Origin of the sequence: Dentiradicibacter hellwigii (assembly GCF_041770905.1) — a bacterium.
GTDB lineage: Bacteria > Pseudomonadota > Gammaproteobacteria > Burkholderiales > Rhodocyclaceae > Propionivibrio > Propionivibrio hellwigii.
Window position 1 is genome coordinate 1,615,070 of sequence record NZ_JBEUWX010000002.1, and the last position, 21,062, is coordinate 1,636,131.

Genomic DNA, 21,062 nt, shown 5'->3' on the forward strand with positions numbered 1-21,062 from the left:
AGGGCATTGGATTGGGTCTTTCACCGAAAAGCCGTTTTCAGGCTGTCTTCGGCGCATAACGCCACGCAAACGCCGCCGCCAGCAGTATGCCCACCAGCACGTCCACGCCGTAGTGATAGCGCAGGAACACGGTCGCCCCCACAATGCCGAGCGACACGGGCAGCAGCGCCAACGCAGTTTTGCAGCAGCCGTCGCGCCACAAAAATGCGGTGATAAACAGCGGCAGCGCGGTATGCAAACTGGGGAACACGTCCATGCCGGTTACGCCGTCGTTTACAACGGCGATAACGTGCGGGGCAATGAGACCGCGCGCGCCGCCGTCTGGCAGGGTGGTAAACGCGGGGCCGGCGGCGGGCAGCAGCAGGTAGCCCATCAACCCGAACAGGTAAATCCCCAGCAGGCCGTTGAAAAAGGCGGGGGCGGACGCGCGGCGGCGCACGGCGTAATAGGCGGACGCCCCGGCAACGGTGAAGAAAAAGGCGAAATAGCAGGCGGCAAACACATCCGCCGCCAGCGGAAAGTCTTCGTAGCGGAAATAGGCGGGCAGGATTTTTCCACCCCACAAGGCGCTGTCCGCCGCCGATAATAGGCCGTCGGCATGCCACGCCAGCCAATATGCGTTCACCGCTTTGAGCAGGGGGAACACCAGCCACACCAGCGCGAACAGCGCCACATTCTGCCAAGAGGAACGGGCGAGATGCAGCTGCAGCACGGCCAACCACGCGGTAGCAGCGGCATAGGGCAGCCACGGATTCAGCGGGCGCAACGCGGCCGACACGATGATGGCGGCCAGCAGGGCAAGCAGGGGGCGAGCAATACGGGGGCTTATGGGCATGTTGTCCATTCAAAATGGCAACCTGAAAAACAGGCGGCTGGGGTTCGGGTTTTAACTTCGTTGAAGCTTCGCATTCAGGCTGCCTCAGGCTGTCCCTTCCCCGTCCGCTTCGGTGAGAGGGATGGGCAGAGGTTCGGGATAAAAATACCAGCCGGCAACGCCCGCCGCAAGCCAAAGCAGCACGGCGGCAGGGGAAAACAGCAGCAACGTCAGCCAGCAGGCAACCTGAAACAGCGCGCCATACACACCGCCGACCACCCGCAGGAAAGAAACGTTGTTGCGCCCGTCCGAGCGGCATTGCGCCCAAAGCGCGGCGGCAGCGGGCAGCGGAAAGCTCGCAGCAAAAAGGATCTTTGCCCACGTCCGCACGGGAGGCGACGGGGGCGGCACGTCGGAACGACAACCCGTTTCCTGCGCTACCAAAAAAGCCGCGCCGAAATCTTCCCCATTTTGCACGGCCTGCCAGGCGGCAGACTGAGCGGCATTGAAAGCCTCAACATCGGCACAACAGACGGAAACCCGATCCAACGCATCGGCCAGTTCTGCCTGCAAAGCCTTCACACCGTCCGCCTGCGGGTAAAACGCCTCGCCCATCACAATCGACACGCGGCTGCGGAAACCGTCCGGTTTGCTGTAAAACACTCCCAGCGGCTGCACGACGAAGTCCGCACCCGCCGCTTTGAGTTTGGCCGCCATCACCCCCATGCCGCCTAGATAAGGCTGCGGGCGGGGCTGCCATTCGCTGGTGCCTTCGGGATACAGGCACAGGCTGCCGCCCGCGCGGATTTGTTCGATACCCGCCGCCAGCGGGGAAGGAACGGCATCGGCACGTATGCCGTAACGCGCGCGGTCGGTGTCGCGCACCACCGGAATTCCGTTTATAAACAGCCGCAAAAATGGGCTGCGTAAAAGCTGAACCGACACCAACGAAGGCACATCGCCCAGCGCTTCGGCATACACCGATCCGTCCGCCCCGCCGTTGCGGTGGCTGGCGATAAAAAGCGTGGGCTTGGCGGACAACGGCGCACCAACCACATCGACACGGCGGAAATAAAAGCGGCGAATGAGCGCGGCAAACAGGGTGATGCGGCGTGAAAGTTTCAGCGGCGGAGCGAATGGGGCGGTCATGGCAGATGCGGAAAGACAGCCTGAAAACGGGCAAAAAGCGTTTTAACTTCGTTGAAACTTCGCTTTCAGGCTACCCTAATGCTTGGCGGAGTTGGTTATTGTACGGAATTTGCGGGTGTGCGCCGCTTTCCCGCAACGGAATTTGCGAGGAAAGTTTGGGTTAAATCAAAAGATATGCGAAGCGGAATGGCAAAAGTGGTTTGCCCGCCGCTGCGGGATGCAACACTTAGTTGTGTTATCAATTACTTAGGGTCTTAGGGATCAAACGTTTCCCCAAGGGTCATCTCTGAGCAGTTTAAGCAATGTCTTGTAGAGATCAAGGTGCCGGTGGTTGAAACGGAATTCGGTCTCCTTGAGATGCAGCTCGAACTTGTCCCTTCGCACGCCATGAAACTGCGTCAGCCGATTGTTTGGCATCGCTCCAGAAAGACTCGATGCCGTTGACATGCCTAGAGCCTTTGACGAATTCGTTGTTGCCGTAATATCAGCCCACCAAAACCAAAGGAATGCGATGGAACAGCATATCAACTACATCATGCTCGGCGTCGGCGACCTTGCCATGTCGCGCCGTTTCTACCAAGACGTATTCGGCTGGAAGGGGACGGCGGACAGCAATGAAAACATTGCGTTTTTTCAAGCAGGAAAGGCGCTGCGGTTCGCTCTGTTCAGCAAGGAAGCCTTGGCAGAAGACGCGCAGGTATCGGCGCGGGACAGCGGTTTTCCACGTTTTACGCTGGCGCACAATGTCAGCAGCGAAGCCGAAGTGGACGCGCTGTTTGCCGCGTTTGCCGCAAAAAATGTGCATATCGTCAAAGCCCCGCAGAAAGTGTTTTGGGGCGGATACAGCGGCTATATCGCCGACCCCGACGGCTTTTTATGGGAAATTGCCTTTAATCCGTTTTTGCAGGAATTGCGCTGAAACAGCGCATTGATGCCGTTTGAAAAAGATTTGTAGATACCACTTACCGAATACTATTTTCCGGCGACCGGCAAACACGATTCCCTTTTACATCAAAACACTCCACTATGGAGACTCCATAAAAACTCTTGTCGCCCTCTGCGCCGCGCTACTATTCATGCCCAGCCTATAGCTACTGCTAGATGAATAAAGGCCGCCTGAACTTTTTAGGTAGCCTTTTATGATGAATCATCAATCTGTCCGCATTACTCCAGCTTCACGCCTTCGCTTTCCATTTTGGCCTGCAACGCTGCCAACTTCTTCTGTGGATCGAGCAGCGGGTTGCAAACGTAGTCCAGCAGCGCATCGGCAGAAGCACGCACGGCTTCGTTATCAGCAGCCACCGCGCCGTGGAAAATAAATGGCGGCAGGAACACGGTTTGCAATAGGGAAGCGGTTTGCACCAAGGGTTTCAAAAACTCGCTCATGGAAAAGCGGTTGTAGCCGCCCGCCTGATAGGAATCTGCCGGCCCACCTGTAGAAATCGCCGACAGCCATTCTTTGCCCGCCAGCGCGTTACCGCCCGGGCCATATGCCCAGCCGTAGGTCAGCACGTCGTCGAGCCACTGCTTCATCAGCGGCGGAGTGGAATACCAATAAAACGGGTGCTGGAACACCAAGCGCTCGTGTTCGGCCAAAGCCTGCTGTTCGGCGGCCACATCGATTTTTCCGTCGGGGTAGAGCGCATACAGCCTGCGCAGGGTAATGCCAGGCTGGTTGGCGAGACGCTCCGCCCAAGCACGGTTTACAACGGAGCGTTCAAGGTGCGGATGGAACAGATTGACCAAAACTTTCATAACAAAACTCCTTGGTAAAAAACGCGGTTATCATCGACTTCCATACTGTTTGCAGTCAGGAAGCCAATCAGGCAGGCGTCGACAATATTTTCAGGTAGTCGTAGCAACTGTATTTTCCACCCATCGGGCAAAAATACTAGAAACTGAAAATCACCCTTCCATCACCCAAACATACGAGGCGCCCCCATGAATCGAGCCACCCTTATCCGCCATATCAAAGAACGCTACCGCGCCGCACCCGAACACCTGTGGGCGCGCACCCCGGATTACGCCGTATTCCGCCACACGGACAACCGCAAATGGTTCTGTGTGCTGCTAAACATTTCCGGCGACAAACTCGGCCTCGATGACCACAGCGTGATTGACATACTGGACTTAAAAGCCCGCCCTGAATATATCGGCGGGCTGCGTCAGATAAAAGGCGTGTTCCCCGGCTACCACATGAACAAAGAACACTGGATCAGCGTCATCCTCGACGGCTGGCTGGACGATGAAACCATCCGGCAACTGCTTGATGACAGCTATCACCTCACCCGCTAAGCACACCGTATGGGCACACAAAACATCACCGATGCTTTACTGGCTGCCTAAAAACCAGCCGTATCGGCGTGGCCGTTGTACCCGCCTACTGATCGTCTTGTTTGTCTGGTCTGCGGGATGCCGCCTTTTCGGCTTAATGCCCCAAATTGGCCTTGATTTCAGGCATTGAAATAAAAATATGCTGCCGCTATTGATCTTTTATCGACGCAGTTTATAGCCCGCCGTCGGCATTGAAGACGCGGATAGCTGCATTGGCCACGGCATTTTCCAGCATTTGCCGCAGCAGCTCCGGCGAGAGGGTGCAGGTGTGTGCGCCAGCATCGAGCGCATGCAGAATTTGCCGGGTGTTTTTGAAACTCGCGCCGACGATGCGGCAGTCGATGGCGTGGTTGTCGTAGTAGCGGCGGCTGGTGGCAATCACTGTATACGGGTCGATGCCGTTGTTTTCCATGCGGTTCACGTAGGGCGCAACATAAGCGCAGCCGGCGATACCGGCGAGGATGGCCTGCCCAGCGGAGTAGATGGCGGTACCGAGCAGCGGGACATCCGGCCGCCGTTCACGCATCCGCTTCACCGCCATCATGCCGGCGGTGTTGATGGGGACTTTGATGCCAAGCGGCGCTTTGGGAAAGGCGGCAAGTAGATACTCGAAGTCTTCAACCAGCGCGTCTGCGCTGTTACCCAGCACCTGCACGAAAAGCAGGTTGGGACGGGTAGCGAGGATGGCGGCAAGCTGCTCATGGCGCGGCGCCGGATGCTGTTTGAGCAGGGTCGGGTTGGTGGTGATGCCTTTGAGGATGCCGAGGTCGCGGTAGTATTCAATGTCGGGCAGACTGGCGGTATCGAGGAACATGGTAGGGGCTCCGTAGTTGGGATTACCGCTATTGTAGAACCTCACCTCACCAGTCTGCCTACATGACGACGCCGGCAGGTAGGCAACGCGGTTGGCGGCTGTGAATTGATACCGTTTGAGGCAGGCCGCTAAAGCGCCGTCACAACGCATTTTTCGGGTCGTCCCCCCCCAAGCGCTCCATCTTCAATCGCACGGTTTCGCGCACGCCATGCAGCATGAGTACGTTCCTTGTTGGTTGGAAGCGGAATGATCGTAGTTTCGTGTCTACCAAACGGTATGGCACAAAAAACCGCCTTCTAACGCCCCTCGCCCCTCGCTCCTTGGAACTCCTGGGGACGGCCTGTTTTTGGCGGACTTTGCAAAAAGTTGCCTCGCAGGAAAAACTTAGCCTCGCCGACCGCAGGAGCAAAGCGTAAAGCAATCTATTCGGCGCGTTGAAGCCGGCTGTCCCCCGGCCGCGCGGGTGAAGCATCACCGTCCGAAGCACAGCCGCCGCGACTGGAGACAGGCAACAACGCCTGCCCCGCAGCCCGCGTAAAACGGGCGTTTCCGGAGGGGCTGCCCGCTAGCCCAGTGTTTACTTGGCTTTCCAGCCTGCCTATCCGCAAACCCACTGTTTACGGGCGTTTCCAGCCGGTCTGTCTTCAATCCCTCTATTTACGTGGGTTTCCGGATGGCCTGCCGGCAGGCGTCCGAGTTTGGCGCCCCCCCAATTTTTATGGGTGCCCGGCAAAATGCGCCAGCACACCCGGATTATTTTCTGGGATCGGTATCAGATGATTTTTATGGATTAAGCGCCAACCCGTACGGACTGAAAACGAGCACCGCACACGGCCGCCAATGGCCGCAAACCTGGACACAGCAAAATCTCAGGCAAGGCAGTTGCCAGACTCGTCCAGTTAATGCGTAGTCCGCCGGGGATGGCTGTTGCTGCGGTTTATCTACCCACCAATGTGGTGAGGCTTTGGAAAGCGACTTTTATCGTACCAAGGGGATGATTGCCATAGCCGCGCGCTTTTGCCAGCGCGTCAGTTCTGGTTCTGTACGCTGCCGTGTTCGCCGTTTTCGTGCAGGTAATCGAGCAGGACGGCGATGTGCGAGTGTTCGGGTTGCTTAACGGCGGTAAGCAGCACGGTGTGCGGGCGTGCCTGGCTGAGCCGCCATAGTTCGGCTAGCGCCGCCTGATGGACGGGGTCAAGCAATTCCGCGCGGTAGCGTGCGGCGAATTCGGCGTAGCGATTGCCGCTGTCGGCGTGGTACCAGCGGCGCAGTTCAGCTGAGGGAGTCAGGTCTTTCAGCCAGACCACCTGCGCCATCAATTCCTTATGGACGCCGCGTGGATAGAGGCGGTCGAGGAATACGCCGGTGCTATCCGCTTGGGGGGTGTAGTCGTAGATGCGCTGGACGCTGAACATGGTTTTTCCTTTCAGAGGAGGACACGATTTCGTACCGTTTGTTGTAATCATTCGGCAGATCGCCGTCAACGTCTGATCCGACACCGCAGGATTCGCCCGGGATGCGGGCGATAAACCGCTGGATCACAGCATCAGCGGTTACGGATTCTGGTGGCAAAAAACAGCACAACAATGGTTAGGACAACGCCGCAGCCGCAGGCGAGATGCACGCCGTCCAGCATGCGCAGCGGGGCAGTTGCCTGAGTAGAAAAACGTTCGCCCACGCCGGTTACGCCGACAAAAAACGCCGCGCCGAGGGCGCCTGCAATCGGGTTAATGGTGGAAATGATGGCGGTGCCGTGCGGGTTGAGGTGTTTCGGCAGGGCATTCAGGCCGTGCGTTTCGCAGGTCATCGCGCTGGCGATGGCGATGGCGAAGCAGGCAAAGAGAACGGCCAGCCGCACGGTATTGCCGCTGGCGTCGAGGCTGGCATACAGCGCGAGAAAACTCGCCGCCATGATGATGCCGCCGGGCAGCATGACGTAGCGCGCGCCTTTGCGGTCGAGCACCCAGCCAAACAGCGGCGCGCAAACAGCTTCGACGATACTCGCTGGCAGAAGAACCAGCCCCGTGACCGTACCGGAAAGCAGCAGCACCTGCTGCATATACATGGGCAGCAGCAATTCCAGACCAAGAAAAAGGAAAAAAGCCAGGGCGAGAATAATCATCGCATAGCGGTATTGCGGATACATGAAGGCGCGCACATCCAGCAGAGGTTCTTGCAGCGATAACTGGCGGCGGCAAAACCAGGCAATCAACAGGATGGCGGCAACAAATAAGCCGCCAAATTGCGGCAGCGTCAAATGGCTGAATTGACTGCCGGCAAAAACCAGACTGCCGAATCCCGTCATCGCCAATAAGGCCGATAAACCGTCAATACGCGGTTTGGTGGTCGGAATAATATTGACCTTTAGTACCGTGACGACAATCAGCATCGCCGCGATAAAGAATGGCATCGTAAAAATAAACAAATAGCGCCAGCCATAATGATCGACAATAAAACCGGATAAGGTCGGGCCAATGGCCGGGGCGGCGGTAAAAATCATCGCGACCAGGCTCATCGCCCGACCGCGTTGCTGCGGCGGGTAAATGGCGAGCAGCACATTCATCAGCAGCGGTATCTGAATGGCGGCGCCGATAGCCTGTATCAGGCGACCGGCCAAGAGGACGGAAAAATTGGGCGCAAAGGCGCAAATAACCGTTCCCGTTAAAAAAATGCCGAGGGTCAGGAGCGCCGTCATGCGTGTACTGAACCATTGAATAACATTGGCAGTAATCGGCGTTAACGCCCCCATAATCAACAGAAAACCGGTGGTCATCCATTGCACTGTACTTTTATCAATGGAGAAGTAGTGCATGATATGGGTCAGGGCAACATTCAATAACGTTTCATTCAAGAAGCCAAAGAATGCACCGAGGAATAAGGTGCCGATAATCAGCACGGCGGGGAAATCAGGATCTTGGGCGAAATAGTCGTAACGGCTTAGCATGGGGCTGTGCGTGAAGAAGTCAGGCGCTATTGTTTACAGTTGAATAAATAACCAGGCATACCGATGCGGTAGCGCTTGAAATATCCGCAGAACAGCTCGAGGCATTTAGCCGGCTTGAACAGCCGGCTAAATGCCTCGTGATATTACAGGGGTTGGCAGCGGATGGAATAAAACTGGGACGAATCCTACGCGGCGTTCACAAACTCGTCACGCATGTGATTATTCCCAGCACGACACCGGGTGCGTTAGCAATCGCAATTGGCCAATCGCGATCTTTCTTGAAAAGGCCATACACCACCCACAGCGTGCAGTTGATTGCGGCGCAGAGCGGTTGGATCGGGCTTCCTTTATTCCCGGCCAAATTATTTTGAATTTGAAAAACATAAGATACATACATACAAATGGAAGCAACTGTAGCAACAACAGCTAAAAGACGAATTTGTTTTTCAGTCATGATTAAACGTGTCCTATGGTAAATAATAATCTTAGGGATATAGTATAACATATTTATTTTTCTATACGTGACAAACTCGTCCGTATATCATAATTACTTTTCTATACTTTGCGTGCTTTTACTATCGATCAATATTGGACTAATAATTAACAAGCTTTATAGAATACTATATATAGCAACCTGCAATAACAGCAATACCATAAATATTACAGCCGCCACCAATCTATTGATATAGTAAAAAATGAATTTCTCTATTATCCGTGATGCGCTATTATAAACCGCGTAAAATGTCTTTAAGTCCACCTTCCCGGAGCACCATCTCATGAAACTCTATACCAGCACCACTTCCCCCTACGCCCGCATGGTCATGCTCGCCGCCCTCGCGCGCGGCATGGACGAGTTGCAACTCGCTTACGTCGATCCGTGGACGACGCCGGCCGAACTCACCGCCATCAACCCGCTCTCGCAAGTGCCAACGCTCATTGCCGACAACGGCGCCATCATCACCAACAGCCCGCTCATTCTCGACTACCTTTTCGACCACCCCTTCCAGGGCGCGCAGCAGGCGGCGCTGGCGGGCTATGGCTACGAACTGCTCGACCAGGTCGTAAAAGCCTACTCGCTCGCCCGCTTCCAGCCAGAAAACGCCCCCGCGCACCCGCACATCGCGCGCGCCCGTGATGCCGTTGCGCGTGGCCTGGCCCACTGCCCGCCGCTCGACCCGGCAAGCAACGACGTTGCCACCCACGTTCTTGGCATGGCGCTGTCTTACGCTGAACTGCGCCACGGCGACCTCTACCGCGCCCACCTCAGCGCCGCCAACCAGCAAGCCTTTGCTACTTACTGCCAACGCCCCGATGTGCGCGCCGTCGCCATCACCCAACTGGAACAGCACCCCGCCAGCATCGGCGAATTGCGCCACGCGGTGCAATAAACCCAACCTTCCGCCCAGCAAGGCACATCGGCCGCATCGGCAAAACGCCCGAAAATATGAAAATATTTTTTTGGAATTGCCAAGGAAACTTGCGCGCCAAAATCCAGTTATTGAAATCAATAAACGCCGACTTGTTTGTTATCGCAGAATGTGAAAACCCTGAAACAACAGCATCTGAAGAATACAAAAAATGGGCGATTAACCATATCTGGACAGGACTGATCCCTTATAAGGGATTGGCAATTATTGCTAACTCACAAATAAAACTGGAAGCCTGTGACTGGCCAGACTATTTATTTAGAAACTATCTTCCGGCCAGAATCAATGATAATATAATAATACAGTTATTATAGGAGATTTTAATAGTAATATTATTTGGGACAAAAAAATGATTTTCGTAACCATTCCTACCTTAATCAAAAATTATCTGAAAAAGGATTATTTTCTATTTATCACACTTTACATCAGGTGATATTTGGTAAAGAAAACCAACCAACATTTTTTATGCATCACAACCTTAATAAATCATACCATATCGACTATTGTTATTGTTCAAAATTAATAATGAAATCGTGCGAAATTCTTAGCACTGAAAAATGGCATAAAGCAAGCGACCATAACCCAATAATTGTTGAGCTAAATTTACCCTATTAAAGCCTTTACTTATTTTAGAATAAGGATATATTTTACTTAATCGCTTTTAATAAAACTTACTATCCATTTTATGATTTTATTATCTAGTCATTTAGGCAGCTCTTTACTCGCGCTTTTTTACTGATCGCCAGTTTGGCGTATACGAGTAAATAAATTCTAGTGCGCCCACACACCCCTTGGAGACAATTTATCTGGTGCTAATAGGCAATATGCTATACTCAATACTACCTATTCTTGCGCGGGTAAATACAGGCAAATTCACCGCTTATACCACGCAAGGTGCTTTTTACCATTCAAAGACATCTGATACGGCAATTGATAATTGACGTATTTGTCACCCGGAACATGTTCAAACTTAAGCGCCCTATTTCGCCGCCGGAAGAAGCTTCGGCGCAACCCAGAAAAGACGCCGGAGAAAATCTGCCGCCGTTGCAGGAACACAAACGCCAGTGTTTGTGCAAGCTGACGCGGCTGGTCGGCGCTGCGGGGGTTGCGACCGCGATGTGGCCGCTACTTTCCGCTTTGGGGCCGGACGAGAAAACCCTGGCCGATGGCGAACCTATCGATATTGCGCTGGGAGATATCGCGCCCGGTCAGACGGTACGCCGCCTCTGGCGCGGCCGGCTGGTGCTGATTCGCCACCGGACGGAAGAAGAAATCGCACAGGCCAGGGCGCTGGACGGCAAGACAGTGATTTCGCCGCAAGCGGATGCCGAGCGGGTCAAGCCGGGCCACGAGCAGTGGCTGGTGGTGTATGGTCACTGCCCGCATGCCGGCTGTATTCCCAATGAGCTGGCAGGCGGAAATCTCGGCTGGCTGTGCCCCTGCCATGGTTCCGAATTCGATCTGTCCGGGCGGGTGACGCGCGGCCCGTCCACCGAAAATTTGGCGATTCCCGACTACGCTTTCCATGCGGACGGACTCACGCTTCGCCTGGGCGTAAAGAGCGTATAAGCCGCCCGGTGCGTACAAGGGCAAAGACAAACGATGGCGCAGAAAGCAGACAATGATTAATACGCAGCCAGATGCTCCGGCAGAACGCGCCAGCATGCTGAGGCGCTTTCTGGCGCGCTTTCCGCGGCCTGCTTCCACGCGCAGCTTCTGGTTGTTCGCCGCCGGCGCCATCCTGCTGGTCATGCTGGCCATCGAAATGATTTCCGGCCTGGCGCTGGCGATGTTTTACGTGCCCACGGCCGACCAGGCCTGGGATTCCATCATTCACATCATGCGCCACGTCCACCACGGCGAGCTGATCCGCAACGTGCACGGCATCGGCGCGTCGCTGCTTTTTTTCGCCTGCTATCTGCACATGTTCCGCGCAATGCATTACGCCACCTACCGCAGGCCCTATATCAAAATGTGGATGATCAGCGTCACGCTGTATGTACTGCTGATTGCCACGGCATTCCTCGGTTACAGCCTGGTGGGCGGGCAGAAAAGTTACTGGGCGGCAACAGTCATCACCGGGTTTGCGCGCGCCATTCCGTTCATCGGCGCGGATATCCAGAGCTTTCTGATCGGCGGCTATGCCGTGGGCACACCGACGTTCGGGCGCTTCTTCGTACTGCATTTTCTCATCCCGCTCATTATTACCGGCATGGCCGTCGTACACGTCAGGACAGTGCGCCGTGCCTTTGCCGATGCCATCAAAAAAGAATTCACTCCCCAGGAGAACCAGCGCCTGCTGCTGGACTACCGGATCACGGACGAAGATACGGCCAAAATCACCCTCTACCTGATACTTTTTACCTGGGGCGTATTTTTTGCGCCGAACTATTTCAGCAGCGCCGACAACTTCATTAAAGCCGACCCGACCGTGACGCCGCTGATCGTCACGCCGGAATGGTATTTCCTACCGCTGTTTTCCATTCTGCGCTGCTTCCCGGACGAAGTGACGGGCATCGTCCTGATGTTTGGCGCGATAGCGATTTTCTACTTTCTGCCGTGGCTGGATACATCAAATTCGCGTTTCCGCCATCATAGCCCTTGGATCAAGGCAGGCTTCTTTCTCTGGATTCTCAACATGGTCTGGCTGGGCTGGATGGGATCCAAGGCGCTAGTCGGGCCGGATTTTATCGACTGGTTATTCGGGCGCAGCGCCGAACCCGGCTGGATACGCCCACTGTCGCAACTCTCCACGGTGCTCTATTTCGCGTGGTTCGTCGTCGTGCTGCCCTGCCGGCGCTGGCTGGAAAAGCAGGAACCGCGGCAGGAAAAAAAGCGGGAAGGGCAAAAACCATGACAGCACAAATCCGGCGTGCGTTCCGGCGTACATTCCCGCGTACATGGTTGACGCTGGCCGGCTTTGTTGTGTGGCTTGCCACCGCGACAATGTACGCGACCGCCGCACCGACCGGGGACATCCCGCCGCGGCAGACGTGGAGTTTTTCCGGCCTCAATGGCGCCTACGACAAAGCGCAGCTTCGGCGCGGCTTACAAATTTATGAACAGAAATGCCGCGCCTGTCACAGCATGAAGCATCTGGATTTTCGCGCGCTCACCCGACCAGGCGGCCCGGAACTGACTCTGAAAGAAGCGCAAGAGATCGCAGCCAGCTACGAATTTTCGACCGTCAGCGATGACGGCGAACCGGCCAAGCGCGCAGGCCGGTTGAGCGACCATTTCATTTCACCCTACGCCAACCCGGAGCAGGCGAAATACCTCAATCTCGGCGTCGCGCCGCCGGATTTGACCTACATGACGCTGGCGCGCAGCTACGACCGCAGCTTCACGCAATTTGTCCGCGACCTGTTCATTCCCTATGCCGAGCAGGGCAGCGACTACGTTTACGCCATCCTCACCGGCTATGACGACCAGGACCCGGCGCTGACGACCAACCGCTACGCGCCGGGCGGCAAGCTCAACATGGCCAAACCGCTGTTTGACGACGAATTTGAATACCCGAAAAACGCCGCCGGCGAGCCAGAAGCGCCGCAGACGGAAGCCCAGTACGCCAAAGACGTCACGGCCTTCCTCACCTGGGCGGCCGATCCGGACCGCGCCGCCCGCCAACGCACGGGATGGTATGTGCTCGGCTACCTGACGGTCTTCCTTGGGCTGCTGCTGGCCACCATGCACTACCGCAGAAAATAGCGGCTTTCTTTACCAAAATACTGCGTTAGCTCGCCTTGTCTTTTGGCAAAGTCGAGCCGCTCTTTAAACTTGCGAAGTCCCCTATAAAATCCGTAAAAACAGGCCAGAAAACATAAAATGCCCTGAGATCCCCTAAATACAAGGGGTTCAGGGCATCAAAAAACATAAAAACCCCTCAGCCCTTCGGGCTGCTCCCCTTTAGAAGAGAGGAGCAAGTGGGGTGCCTTGGGACCCTTTATCCACGTACATCTCCGGGTAGCAGCCCCGATGCCGGGCGATATTGGGAGCTGCCCTGCAACCGGAGCGTTAGTTTTTTTAATCCGTTGATCTGCGCGCCACCCTCTATATCAGGCCTAGCGGAAAGCGCCGGTATCGGGCCCATGACGTGAAAAGTGAAGCGCAATGCGACAGAGAGCAAATGCGGCGGCCGGTAACGAAATGGCTACGCGCCGAAGAATCAGGGCTTCGCCAAATAATCCATTCGATCATCCGCACGCGGATCAGGATGAGCACGCCGAATACGGGCTGCCCTCGAAATTCCGCGTGATACTATGCGCCTTTGTTAAAGGTTGAAAATGATAATGAATTCTACTAGTACGATCGATACGATTCGCGAGTTACTGCACGTAGTCTCCGGCGTCCTGGTCTGGCCCGTATTGATTGCCCTGTTGCTGCTTGCTGCATTGACCTTAGTGGCGCTGGGAGCTTTTATTCAGGAATGTTGGTCGCGGCGCGGCAAGCGGCGTCCATGGCAGCAGATCACCGGCGCCGCTTTGGAAGCGGCGGCCGCCGATCAGACCTCGCCAGACCCGCTGGACATACGGCTGGAGCGCGTATTGCAGGATAGCGAGCGACGGCGGTGGTCGGCTTTGGCCTTGCTACGCCAGGGCGTGCGGATTGGCCCCGCACTGGGCCTGATGGGCACGCTGATTCCAATGGCCAACGCCTTGCAGGGTCTGGCCGACGGCAATCTTCCTTCGCTGGCGTCCAATATGGTGACGGCTTTTGCCGCCACTGTCATCGGCCTGGCCATCAGCGTGACCATTTACCTGATTACGTCTATACGCGAGCAATGGATTCGCGAAGATAATCAGGCATTGGCTTTTCGCGCAGAGGCGCTCCTGCAGGCTGCTAACGCACCGGCCGCACGGCAACAGGATTGACGGCCATGCGCTTCGTTCGTCACCGCAACACCTCGGAACCGCATGGGCATGACGAGGACCCCCTGGCCGGCATCGCCAACCTGTTCGATGTCAGCGTGGCATTCATTGTCGCCCTGCTGATTGCCATGTTTACCTTGTTCTCCGCTGTCGAGTTTCTCAACCCGCAGAGCAGCGTCACGATGGTCAAGCAGAACGAAGACGGCACGATAGAAATCATTTCCAAGCAGCGTGAGGAAATCAAAGTACAGCGGGTCACTGACAAGACGCTCTCCGGCCAGGGGGTTCGTCTGGGCGTTGCCTACAAGCTCTCCAACGGGCAGGTGGTCTATGTGCCGGAGGGCCAGGCGCCGCCCGGCGGTTCGTAATGCCGAAAACCGCCGCAGGATGACTGTCGTTTTCCGCAAGGCACGAGCCTTGACGCTCGGTGTGAATTTTCCCGATTGACAATCCATTATGAGATTTCTATTTCTGCTCCTCACCGTGCTGTTCACCGTGGCGCCGTCGCTGTCCATGGCTTCCCCGCGCATCGCCATTATTTATGAAGGCGGAGAATCTACCGGGCCCGCGGAATTGCGGTATGCATTGGCGCAATCATCCGCTCCCGTGCAGGTGGATATCTATTCACCGGGGCCAGGCGGCATGGTGTTGCCCCAAGACACAGACTTGCATGCCTACGCGCTGGTATTCATCGACGGCGCGGCCAAGGGATTGCCGCTGAATGCCGCGAAAATCCAACAACTAGCACAGACTACACGACTGGTCGTGGTCAATCCGCAAGCCGGTCTGCAGGGTAATGTGCCGCTGGCACGGCATCCCGACATCGCTCGCTACTGGGCGAATCGCTCCGCCGACAATGACGCAGCGCTGCTGGCCTACCTGAGTAGCCGGATACTGAATATCCCGTGCAAAGAACCGATTCCCAGGCCTATCGTCTATCCGGCGCATGCCTTCTACCATCCGGCGGCGCCGGCCTTGTTCGACTCGCTGGATGCCTATCTGGACTGGTATCGGCGACGCAAGGGCGGCCATGCATACGACCCCAAAGCGCTGACGCTGGGCCTGCTGATCCATCATGCCAACGTGCGGCGCAAAGATCTCGGCGCCTGGGATGCCCTCATTGCCGCAACCGAGAAGCGCGGCCAGAACGCTATTGCCCTGGTCGGCAACGCCAGCCCCGATCTGCTGCAGTTCCGGAAAAACGGGCATACGCTGATCGATGCGCTGTTATACGGCGCAGGCGTACTGAACTTCAATGATCGCGCCAAGGCTCACGCCCAGGCCGCACAGCTTGGCGTGCCGATACTGATGGCGCTCAACCACCATCGCCTGAGCCCGGAAGAATATCGTAAAGCGCCCGGGGGTTACATTCCCGACCTGGCCTTCCGAATCGTCGGCGGCGAGCGTGACGGCAGCTTCGAGCCCATGGTCGTAGCTGCCAGGAATGCCCAACAGGCAGTCGGCCGCCAGCAGCCGCTTGATGAACAGATCGAATGGCGCATTACCCGCGCACTGGCCTGGGCAAAACTGCACCGTGCCGCCAATGCCGACAAAAAAGTGGTGTTGACCTACTGGAGCGAGGCCGGCGGCAAATCCGACGTCGGCGGCGACCCGGATGACTTCCTTGATGTACAGGGTACGCTGGCCATGCTTCTGCCCGCCATGCGCGAGCGCGGTTACAACGTGGGGAAAGGGGCATTGCCCGATGCCGAAACACTGGCTCAACGAATGGCGCGCGAAGCCTCCAACATGGGCAACTGGGCGCCGGGAGAAATCGCCAAACGGGTAGCCGAGTCAAATCCGATACTGATCCCGGAAGCCGAGTACAGCGAATGGTTTAACGCCATTCCCGAGCAGCGCCGCAAGGAAATTGAGGCCGTCTGGGGGCCGGCGCCAGGCAAGACCATGATTTACACCAATGCGCAAGGGCAGCGTTTCATCGTTATTCCGCGCATCGAATACGGCAACGTGTTGATCGCCCCGCACCCCATGTGGGGCTATCTGGAAAATCAAAAGGCGCTGTTATCGAGAGAGGCGCTGCCGCCACACCATCAATATCTGGCCTTTTTCCTGTGGCTGCAGAAGAAATGGCATGCCGACGCCTGGGTCAGCCTGTTTACGAATATCGTGCTGCAACCAGGCAACGTGCAGGGGCCGCTGGCCGACGACCATATCGGTATCCTGCTCGGCGGGCTGCCGCACATCCATCCTGAACGCCTGGGCGCCAACGGCGGCACGGGTAACAAGCGCAAGGCGCTGGCGGCATTACCCGGCTGGTACAACATCGTCGTGCCGTCCGATTCCTATGAAAACCTGGGCGAACTGCGCGCCCTGATCGCACGTTATCGCAGCGCCAATGACACCGCGACCCGCGACGGCATCGTACCAAGTTTGCGCCAGGCGATCCACGATGCAGGCATCGACCGTGCGCTGGCGCAGCATGTCGATGTGGAACATGCGCCGGCGGAGGTTCTGCTGGGAGCTATTGACACCTATCTTGCCGAACTCGAAAAAGCCAACATGCCATGGGGCGGCAAAGTGCTTGGCACGACACCGCAAGGGCCAGCCATGAGCGCCATGGTCGCTGGCATGCTGGGCAAGGATCTGACCGACGCCTTGCATGGCCTGACCGATGAGCCCGCGATTGTCGCCCGCCAGTTGGTGGATGCCGTGCTCAACGCGCACCTGACGGCCGATGCCGCTGTACAGAAATTTCTCGGTCGGCGCGCCGAAAATGCCAAACACGCCAAACGCATCGCGGCCCAGTTGAAACTGGCGCAGCGCCACGCCGACGCACTGCGTAAGGCGCCGCGCGAGGTAGCCGCCATCTTTGCCGAGCTGGGTGGCCAATGGGTCGAGCCGGGCCCGATGGGAGAACCGTTCCGTCGGCCGGAGGTGCTGCCTCCGGGGCGCGTCCTCCATAATTTCGACCTGAGCCTGGTGCCCACCGTCGAAGCCGAGGCGATCGGCATCCGTCAAGCCAACGCACAGATCGAAATCTGGCGCAAAGAGCATCACGGCGCCTATCCGCAAAAATTCGCCTACGTACTATGGTCGGCCGAGATTGCCAAAAATAACGGCATTACCGAAGCGCAGATTCTCCACATGCTCGGCACCCGCGCCGTGCGCAACTGGCGCGGCGAAGTGGTGGACGTGGAATTGATTCCGCGCGAGGCGCTTGGGCGGCCTCGCATCGACGTGCTGGTAACCACCAGCGGCGCCTATCGCGACGGCTACCAGAGCAAGGTGGAATTGATCGCCAAAGCTACGCAACTGGCCGCGGCCAGCCCCGAGCCCGACAATCCGGTAGCCCGCACTACACAGGCGGCGGAAGCAGATCTGATCAAAGGGGGGGAAAATGCGGCCAACGCCCACCGGCTGGCATTGGCGCGGGTATTTTCACCGGCGCCGGGCGCCTATTCGCCCAACATCCAGTTCCTGGCCAAATCCGGCGACCAGCGCGGCGGCGAATCACGCATGGCCGACCTTTATACGCAACGGCTCGCGCATGCCTATGGCGGCGGCCTGTATGGCACATATGCGCGCCCTGCCTTTGAAGGCAACCTGGCCAGAACCGATGCCGCAACCTTGCCGCGCAGCAGTGACGTCAACGGTTTGCTTGATCATTCTCAGTCCGCCGCGTTTCTTGGTGGCCTGAACCTGGCGGCTAAAGCGCTCACCGGAAAGGACATCAAACTCTATGTAAGCAACCTGCGCGATTCCGCAAATCCGCAGATAGAAAGCGCGGCACGTGCGTTGCAGACGGAAATGCGCACGCGCTACTTCAATCCGAAATGGATCAAGGAAAACATGGCGCACGGCTATGACGGCGCCCGCAACTTCATGTTCCTGACCGATCACCTCGACCTCTGGGATTCAACCGCAACCCATGAAGTCAGTAGCGCCGATTGGTCCGAAGTCAAAAGCGTATACGTAGACGACAAGTTTGGTCTGCATATGCAAGAGTTCTTCGACAACCACAACCCGTTCGCACAGCAAATGCTGCTGACCAATCTACTGGGCGCCGCCCAACGCGGGCATTGGCAAGCCAGCGCCGAAGAACTGGCCTCGGTCGCGCAAAAACTCGTGCACAGCGTCAGCGAACACGGGCCGGCGTGTGAGGCCAACCAGTGTCGCAACGCCGAAATGACTGAGTTTGTTGGCAAGGCCCTGGCGACCCTGCCCGATGCGGCACCTCTGCTGGAGGCCTACCAGGCCGCCATCGCCCAAGCCGCCGCCGGGCCAGCGCCCGCACCCGGCGCGCAGCAAGTCAGCGGTCAGGTCGTGGAAGAAGTGCAGCGGCCAACGGCGGAAACCTTCCGGGCAACGGCATGGATCTGGTCTTGGCTGGCCGGCCTGGCGGCATTCTTGTTCTCTCTCGGCTGGTGGCTGCAACAGCGACGGATGGTGCAACTTACGAATGGCCGGATCGGCGCCGCCGTGGCTGTACGAAAGTGATCGCCCCGGAAACCGGCGTGCCGGTCTGTACGAAATACAGACGGATCGGCAAACCGCGGTTTTCGGCGTAATGGACTCCAAAGGCATTTGGGGCGTCACGGCCAAAATAAGGCTGAAGGATTCTGCACCGCGCACCTTTTGCTACGAAGCATGCCACACACCGCGCCAGCCCATGTATTCAGTGCATCCCCGAAGAGCTGCCCTGAAACCCTTATAAACAGGGCACATCAGAGCACCCGCCCGCAAAAGCCTTATCTGCGCGGGTTTCGGAGGAGGTTCGGAAAATGCCCTGTTTACGCAGGATCGCAGGCATATCCTTTCGCGCATACGATAACGACGAAGCACCCCAAAACCTCCTTAACCCGCATTTCTCACACTCTCACGGTTCGGCGCCCCCGTTGGCGCGGCTTTTTCCTTCACGCGTTGCCGTGACCGCGAGGATTCAGGCCCGCGAGCGGCCAATGGAGTGCAGGCGGGTGAGGTTCTGCGGGCGGTCAGGTGCGTTGAGGGGGCAAGCGGCGCTGTTTGGGCATGAGACCGCCTCGCGCGAACGGGAGCGCGATCGGATCAGCAGGGCCACGGTGGCGTGGCGGATCAGCCGGGGGCGAGTCTGGCCTGGGCCAGGCGCCAGGTGGTCTGGAACGGATGACTGCTGGCCATGCTGACATGGATGCGGCGCACGCTGATCTTGACCCGTGCGCCGATCTTGAGCAGTTTCAGGCGCAGGCTCTCGCAGGTGGCCTCGGCCAGTTCGGTGCCAGCCAGCCCGATGCGGCGCAGCGCTTCGAGCATGACGTAGGCGAAGGAGGCGAACCACAGCCGCAGCTGATTGGCCCGCATCGTCGCCGTTGAGGTGCGATCGGCGAACAGGTGTAGCTGGCACTCCTTGATGCGGTTCTCCATTTCGCCTCGGGCGCAGTACAGCGCCTCGTACAGTTCGCGTGCCGGCCAGCGCTGAGCGTCCAGGCTGGTGACGATGAAGCGCGGATTGGCCTTGCCCGGCAGCTGCTCGGCCTTGCCGACGACCCGCCGGGCGCACGACCAGCTGTCAAGGGTGCGGTAGGTGAAGTCGCGAAACCGCCGTGCGGGCTTGCCGGTCTGGGTGCATTCGGCCTGCGCCTGGCTCATCTCGGTTTCGATCTGGGCCTTGAGCCGGTCGTTCTTGGCCAGCCCGAAGACGAAGTCGATGTGCGTCTGCTCGCACCAACTCATCAAGGCATCGCGCGCAAAGCCCGAGTCGGCACGCAGCACGATGCGCACCTCCGGCCAGTGGCGGCGGATCTGGGTGACGATGCGTTCGAGTTCATCGATGCTGCCCGCCGAGGCATCCGTGTTGGCCCGGCGCAGCTTGGCGGCGAGCAGATGTCGGCCGCAGAAGATGTACAGCGGCAGGTAGCAGTAGCCGCCGTAGTAACCATGGAAGAAACGCCCTTCCTGCTGGCCGTGCAGCGGGTCGTCGGTGGCGTCCAGATCGAGGATGATCTCGTCAGGTGCCTGCTCGTGCGCCTCAATGAAGCACGCGACGAACAGCGACTCGAAGGCCGCCGGATCGTGAGCGATCTTGTGATAGCGCGAACCGTCCTTGGTGTCGGGGGCATGTTCGAGCCGGTTCAAGGTCGACTTGCCCGCCAGCGGCTCGCAGCCCTTGCGCCGAGCGCTGAGCTTACCGGCCAGCGTGGCCAGTACCGGGTCACGGCGCAATTGATCGTGATCGTTCAGGTCCTCGTAGCCCAGCGCGATCCCCACGATCCGTTGCATCACCAACGTGTGCACCGTGTGTTCGATCAGCTCCGGATCGCGCCCATCCTCGAAGCAGGCCGCCACCCGTTCGGTCAGCCGCAAGGTGCGATCGACCTCGCGCAGCAACAGCGCGCCCGCATCCGAACTGATCTGCCCTCCGTCGAAATCCACCGCCACCTGGCGGCCATCAATACGCTTCGCGCATGGGCTGACTACGGTACACTGTGTCGGCATCGCGGCTTCCTCAGAGATATGGTTAAGTCGTTCTCGCAAAAAAACTTTCTCATATCTCCGGCCGCGATGCACCTTCTATCTGTGAGAAATGCGGGTTAGGCGCAGCCGCAGGCGCGGGGAGCTTGGCGGAGGCAAGGGCTTGATTGTCTGAGCGCAAGCAAGTGATCAAGCCCGCTGCACAAGTACCACTCCAACCCGCGACAAGGAGTTTTCTGCGCCTAGAGTCGCATTTACTCACTTCGCTCGCACTGCGTGCCGTTGCTAAAGCAACATTCAAAAT

At 57.6% G+C, this 21,062-nt stretch carries 18 protein-coding genes and 1 pseudogene; 10 read left to right on the top strand and 9 right to left on the bottom strand.

Features of this window, described 5'->3' with window-relative positions; genetic code table 11:
- Positions 1 to 37: 37 nt before the first annotated feature.
- The 3 genes and pseudogenes from ABCS64_RS09665 to ABCS64_RS09675 all read right to left on the bottom strand — a co-directional run.
- Positions 38 to 835, bottom strand: a complete 798-nt coding sequence (locus ABCS64_RS09665; protein ID WP_418891630.1) for a phosphatase PAP2 family protein — start codon at positions 833 to 835, stop codon at positions 38 to 40.
- Between the two features lie 84 nt (positions 836 to 919).
- Positions 920 to 1,963: a lysophospholipid acyltransferase family protein gene (locus ABCS64_RS09670; protein ID WP_418891631.1), complete on the bottom strand. Its 1,044-nt coding sequence runs from the start codon at positions 1,961 to 1,963 to the stop codon at positions 920 to 922.
- A 261-nt stretch (positions 1,964 to 2,224) separates the two neighbouring features.
- Positions 2,225 to 2,447: pseudogene (locus tag ABCS64_RS09675) on the bottom strand (IS1595 family transposase); the annotation flags it as partial.
- Between the two features lie 27 nt (positions 2,448 to 2,474).
- Between ABCS64_RS09675 and ABCS64_RS09680 the strand changes: the two are divergent.
- Complete coding sequence (locus ABCS64_RS09680) at positions 2,475 to 2,882, top strand: VOC family protein (protein WP_418891933.1); 408 nt, start codon at positions 2,475 to 2,477, stop codon at positions 2,880 to 2,882.
- Between the two features lie 245 nt (positions 2,883 to 3,127).
- On the opposite strand, the gene ABCS64_RS09685 is transcribed toward ABCS64_RS09680, so the two are convergent.
- On the bottom strand, positions 3,128 to 3,709 hold the full coding sequence (locus tag ABCS64_RS09685) for an NAD(P)H-dependent oxidoreductase (protein WP_418891632.1): 582 nt from the start codon (positions 3,707 to 3,709) through the stop codon (positions 3,128 to 3,130).
- A gap of 195 nt (positions 3,710 to 3,904) precedes the next feature.
- On the opposite strand from ABCS64_RS09685, the gene ABCS64_RS09690 reads away from it, so the two are divergent.
- On the top strand, positions 3,905 to 4,258 hold the full coding sequence (locus ABCS64_RS09690) for an MmcQ/YjbR family DNA-binding protein (RefSeq protein ID WP_418891633.1): 354 nt from the start codon (positions 3,905 to 3,907) through the stop codon (positions 4,256 to 4,258).
- A gap of 211 nt (positions 4,259 to 4,469) precedes the next feature.
- On the opposite strand, the gene ABCS64_RS09695 is transcribed toward ABCS64_RS09690, so the two are convergent.
- The 4 genes from ABCS64_RS09695 to ABCS64_RS09710 all read right to left on the bottom strand — a co-directional run bounded on the left by ABCS64_RS09695 (position 4,470) and on the right by ABCS64_RS09710 (position 8,509).
- The gene (locus ABCS64_RS09695) at positions 4,470 to 5,111 is read right to left on the bottom strand and encodes a transaldolase family protein (protein ID WP_418891634.1); all 642 of its coding nucleotides are present in this window, start codon (positions 5,109 to 5,111) and stop codon (positions 4,470 to 4,472) included.
- 1,028 nt (positions 5,112 to 6,139) lie between these two features.
- Positions 6,140 to 6,526, bottom strand: a complete 387-nt coding sequence (locus tag ABCS64_RS09700; RefSeq protein WP_418891635.1) for a DUF488 domain-containing protein — start codon at positions 6,524 to 6,526, stop codon at positions 6,140 to 6,142.
- 131 nt (positions 6,527 to 6,657) lie between these two features.
- Positions 6,658 to 8,055 carry a DHA2 family efflux MFS transporter permease subunit gene (locus tag ABCS64_RS09705; RefSeq protein WP_418891636.1) on the bottom strand — a complete coding sequence of 466 codons (1,398 nt, stop codon included), beginning with the start codon at positions 8,053 to 8,055 and terminating at the stop codon, positions 6,658 to 6,660.
- Positions 8,056 to 8,251: 196 nt separating this feature from the next.
- Positions 8,252 to 8,509, bottom strand: coding sequence for a SemiSWEET family transporter (locus ABCS64_RS09710; RefSeq protein WP_418891637.1), 258 nt, complete (start codon positions 8,507 to 8,509; stop codon positions 8,252 to 8,254).
- A gap of 322 nt (positions 8,510 to 8,831) precedes the next feature.
- Here ABCS64_RS09710 and ABCS64_RS09715 point away from each other — a divergent pair, with 322 nt between their 5' ends.
- From ABCS64_RS09715 to ABCS64_RS09750, 8 genes are all read left to right on the top strand, one after another.
- Complete coding sequence (locus ABCS64_RS09715; protein WP_418891638.1) at positions 8,832 to 9,443, top strand: glutathione S-transferase N-terminal domain-containing protein; 612 nt, start codon at positions 8,832 to 8,834, stop codon at positions 9,441 to 9,443.
- 56 nt (positions 9,444 to 9,499) lie between these two features.
- Positions 9,500 to 9,796 (top strand): hypothetical protein, encoded by a 297-nt coding sequence (locus ABCS64_RS09720; RefSeq protein ID WP_418891639.1) that lies wholly within the window; start codon positions 9,500 to 9,502, stop codon positions 9,794 to 9,796.
- 646 nt (positions 9,797 to 10,442) lie between these two features.
- Positions 10,443 to 11,051 (top strand): ubiquinol-cytochrome c reductase iron-sulfur subunit, encoded by a 609-nt coding sequence (petA, locus tag ABCS64_RS09725; protein ID WP_418891640.1) that lies wholly within the window; start codon positions 10,443 to 10,445, stop codon positions 11,049 to 11,051.
- Between the two features lie 52 nt (positions 11,052 to 11,103).
- Positions 11,104 to 12,339, top strand: a complete 1,236-nt coding sequence (locus ABCS64_RS09730; RefSeq protein ID WP_418891641.1) for a cytochrome b — start codon at positions 11,104 to 11,106, stop codon at positions 12,337 to 12,339.
- Positions 12,336 to 13,190, top strand: a complete 855-nt coding sequence (locus ABCS64_RS09735) for a cytochrome c1 (protein ID WP_418891642.1) — start codon at positions 12,336 to 12,338, stop codon at positions 13,188 to 13,190. The genes ABCS64_RS09730 and ABCS64_RS09735 overlap by 4 nt, the downstream gene beginning before the upstream one ends.
- 581 nt (positions 13,191 to 13,771) lie before the next feature.
- The gene (locus ABCS64_RS09740; RefSeq protein ID WP_418891643.1) at positions 13,772 to 14,353 is read left to right on the top strand and encodes a MotA/TolQ/ExbB proton channel family protein; all 582 of its coding nucleotides are present in this window, start codon (positions 13,772 to 13,774) and stop codon (positions 14,351 to 14,353) included.
- A 5-nt stretch (positions 14,354 to 14,358) separates the two neighbouring features.
- Positions 14,359 to 14,718: a DUF2149 domain-containing protein gene (locus ABCS64_RS09745; protein WP_418891644.1), complete on the top strand. Its 360-nt coding sequence runs from the start codon at positions 14,359 to 14,361 to the stop codon at positions 14,716 to 14,718.
- Positions 14,719 to 14,806: 88 nt separating this feature from the next.
- Positions 14,807 to 18,808 (top strand): cobaltochelatase subunit CobN, encoded by a 4,002-nt coding sequence (locus ABCS64_RS09750; protein WP_418891645.1) that lies wholly within the window; start codon positions 14,807 to 14,809, stop codon positions 18,806 to 18,808.
- Positions 18,809 to 19,402: 594 nt separating this feature from the next.
- Here the strand turns inward: ABCS64_RS09750 and ABCS64_RS09755 are convergent.
- Positions 19,403 to 20,782: an IS1380 family transposase gene (locus ABCS64_RS09755; RefSeq protein ID WP_418889980.1), complete on the bottom strand. Its 1,380-nt coding sequence runs from the start codon at positions 20,780 to 20,782 to the stop codon at positions 19,403 to 19,405.
- Positions 20,783 to 21,062: the final 280 nt, after the last annotated feature.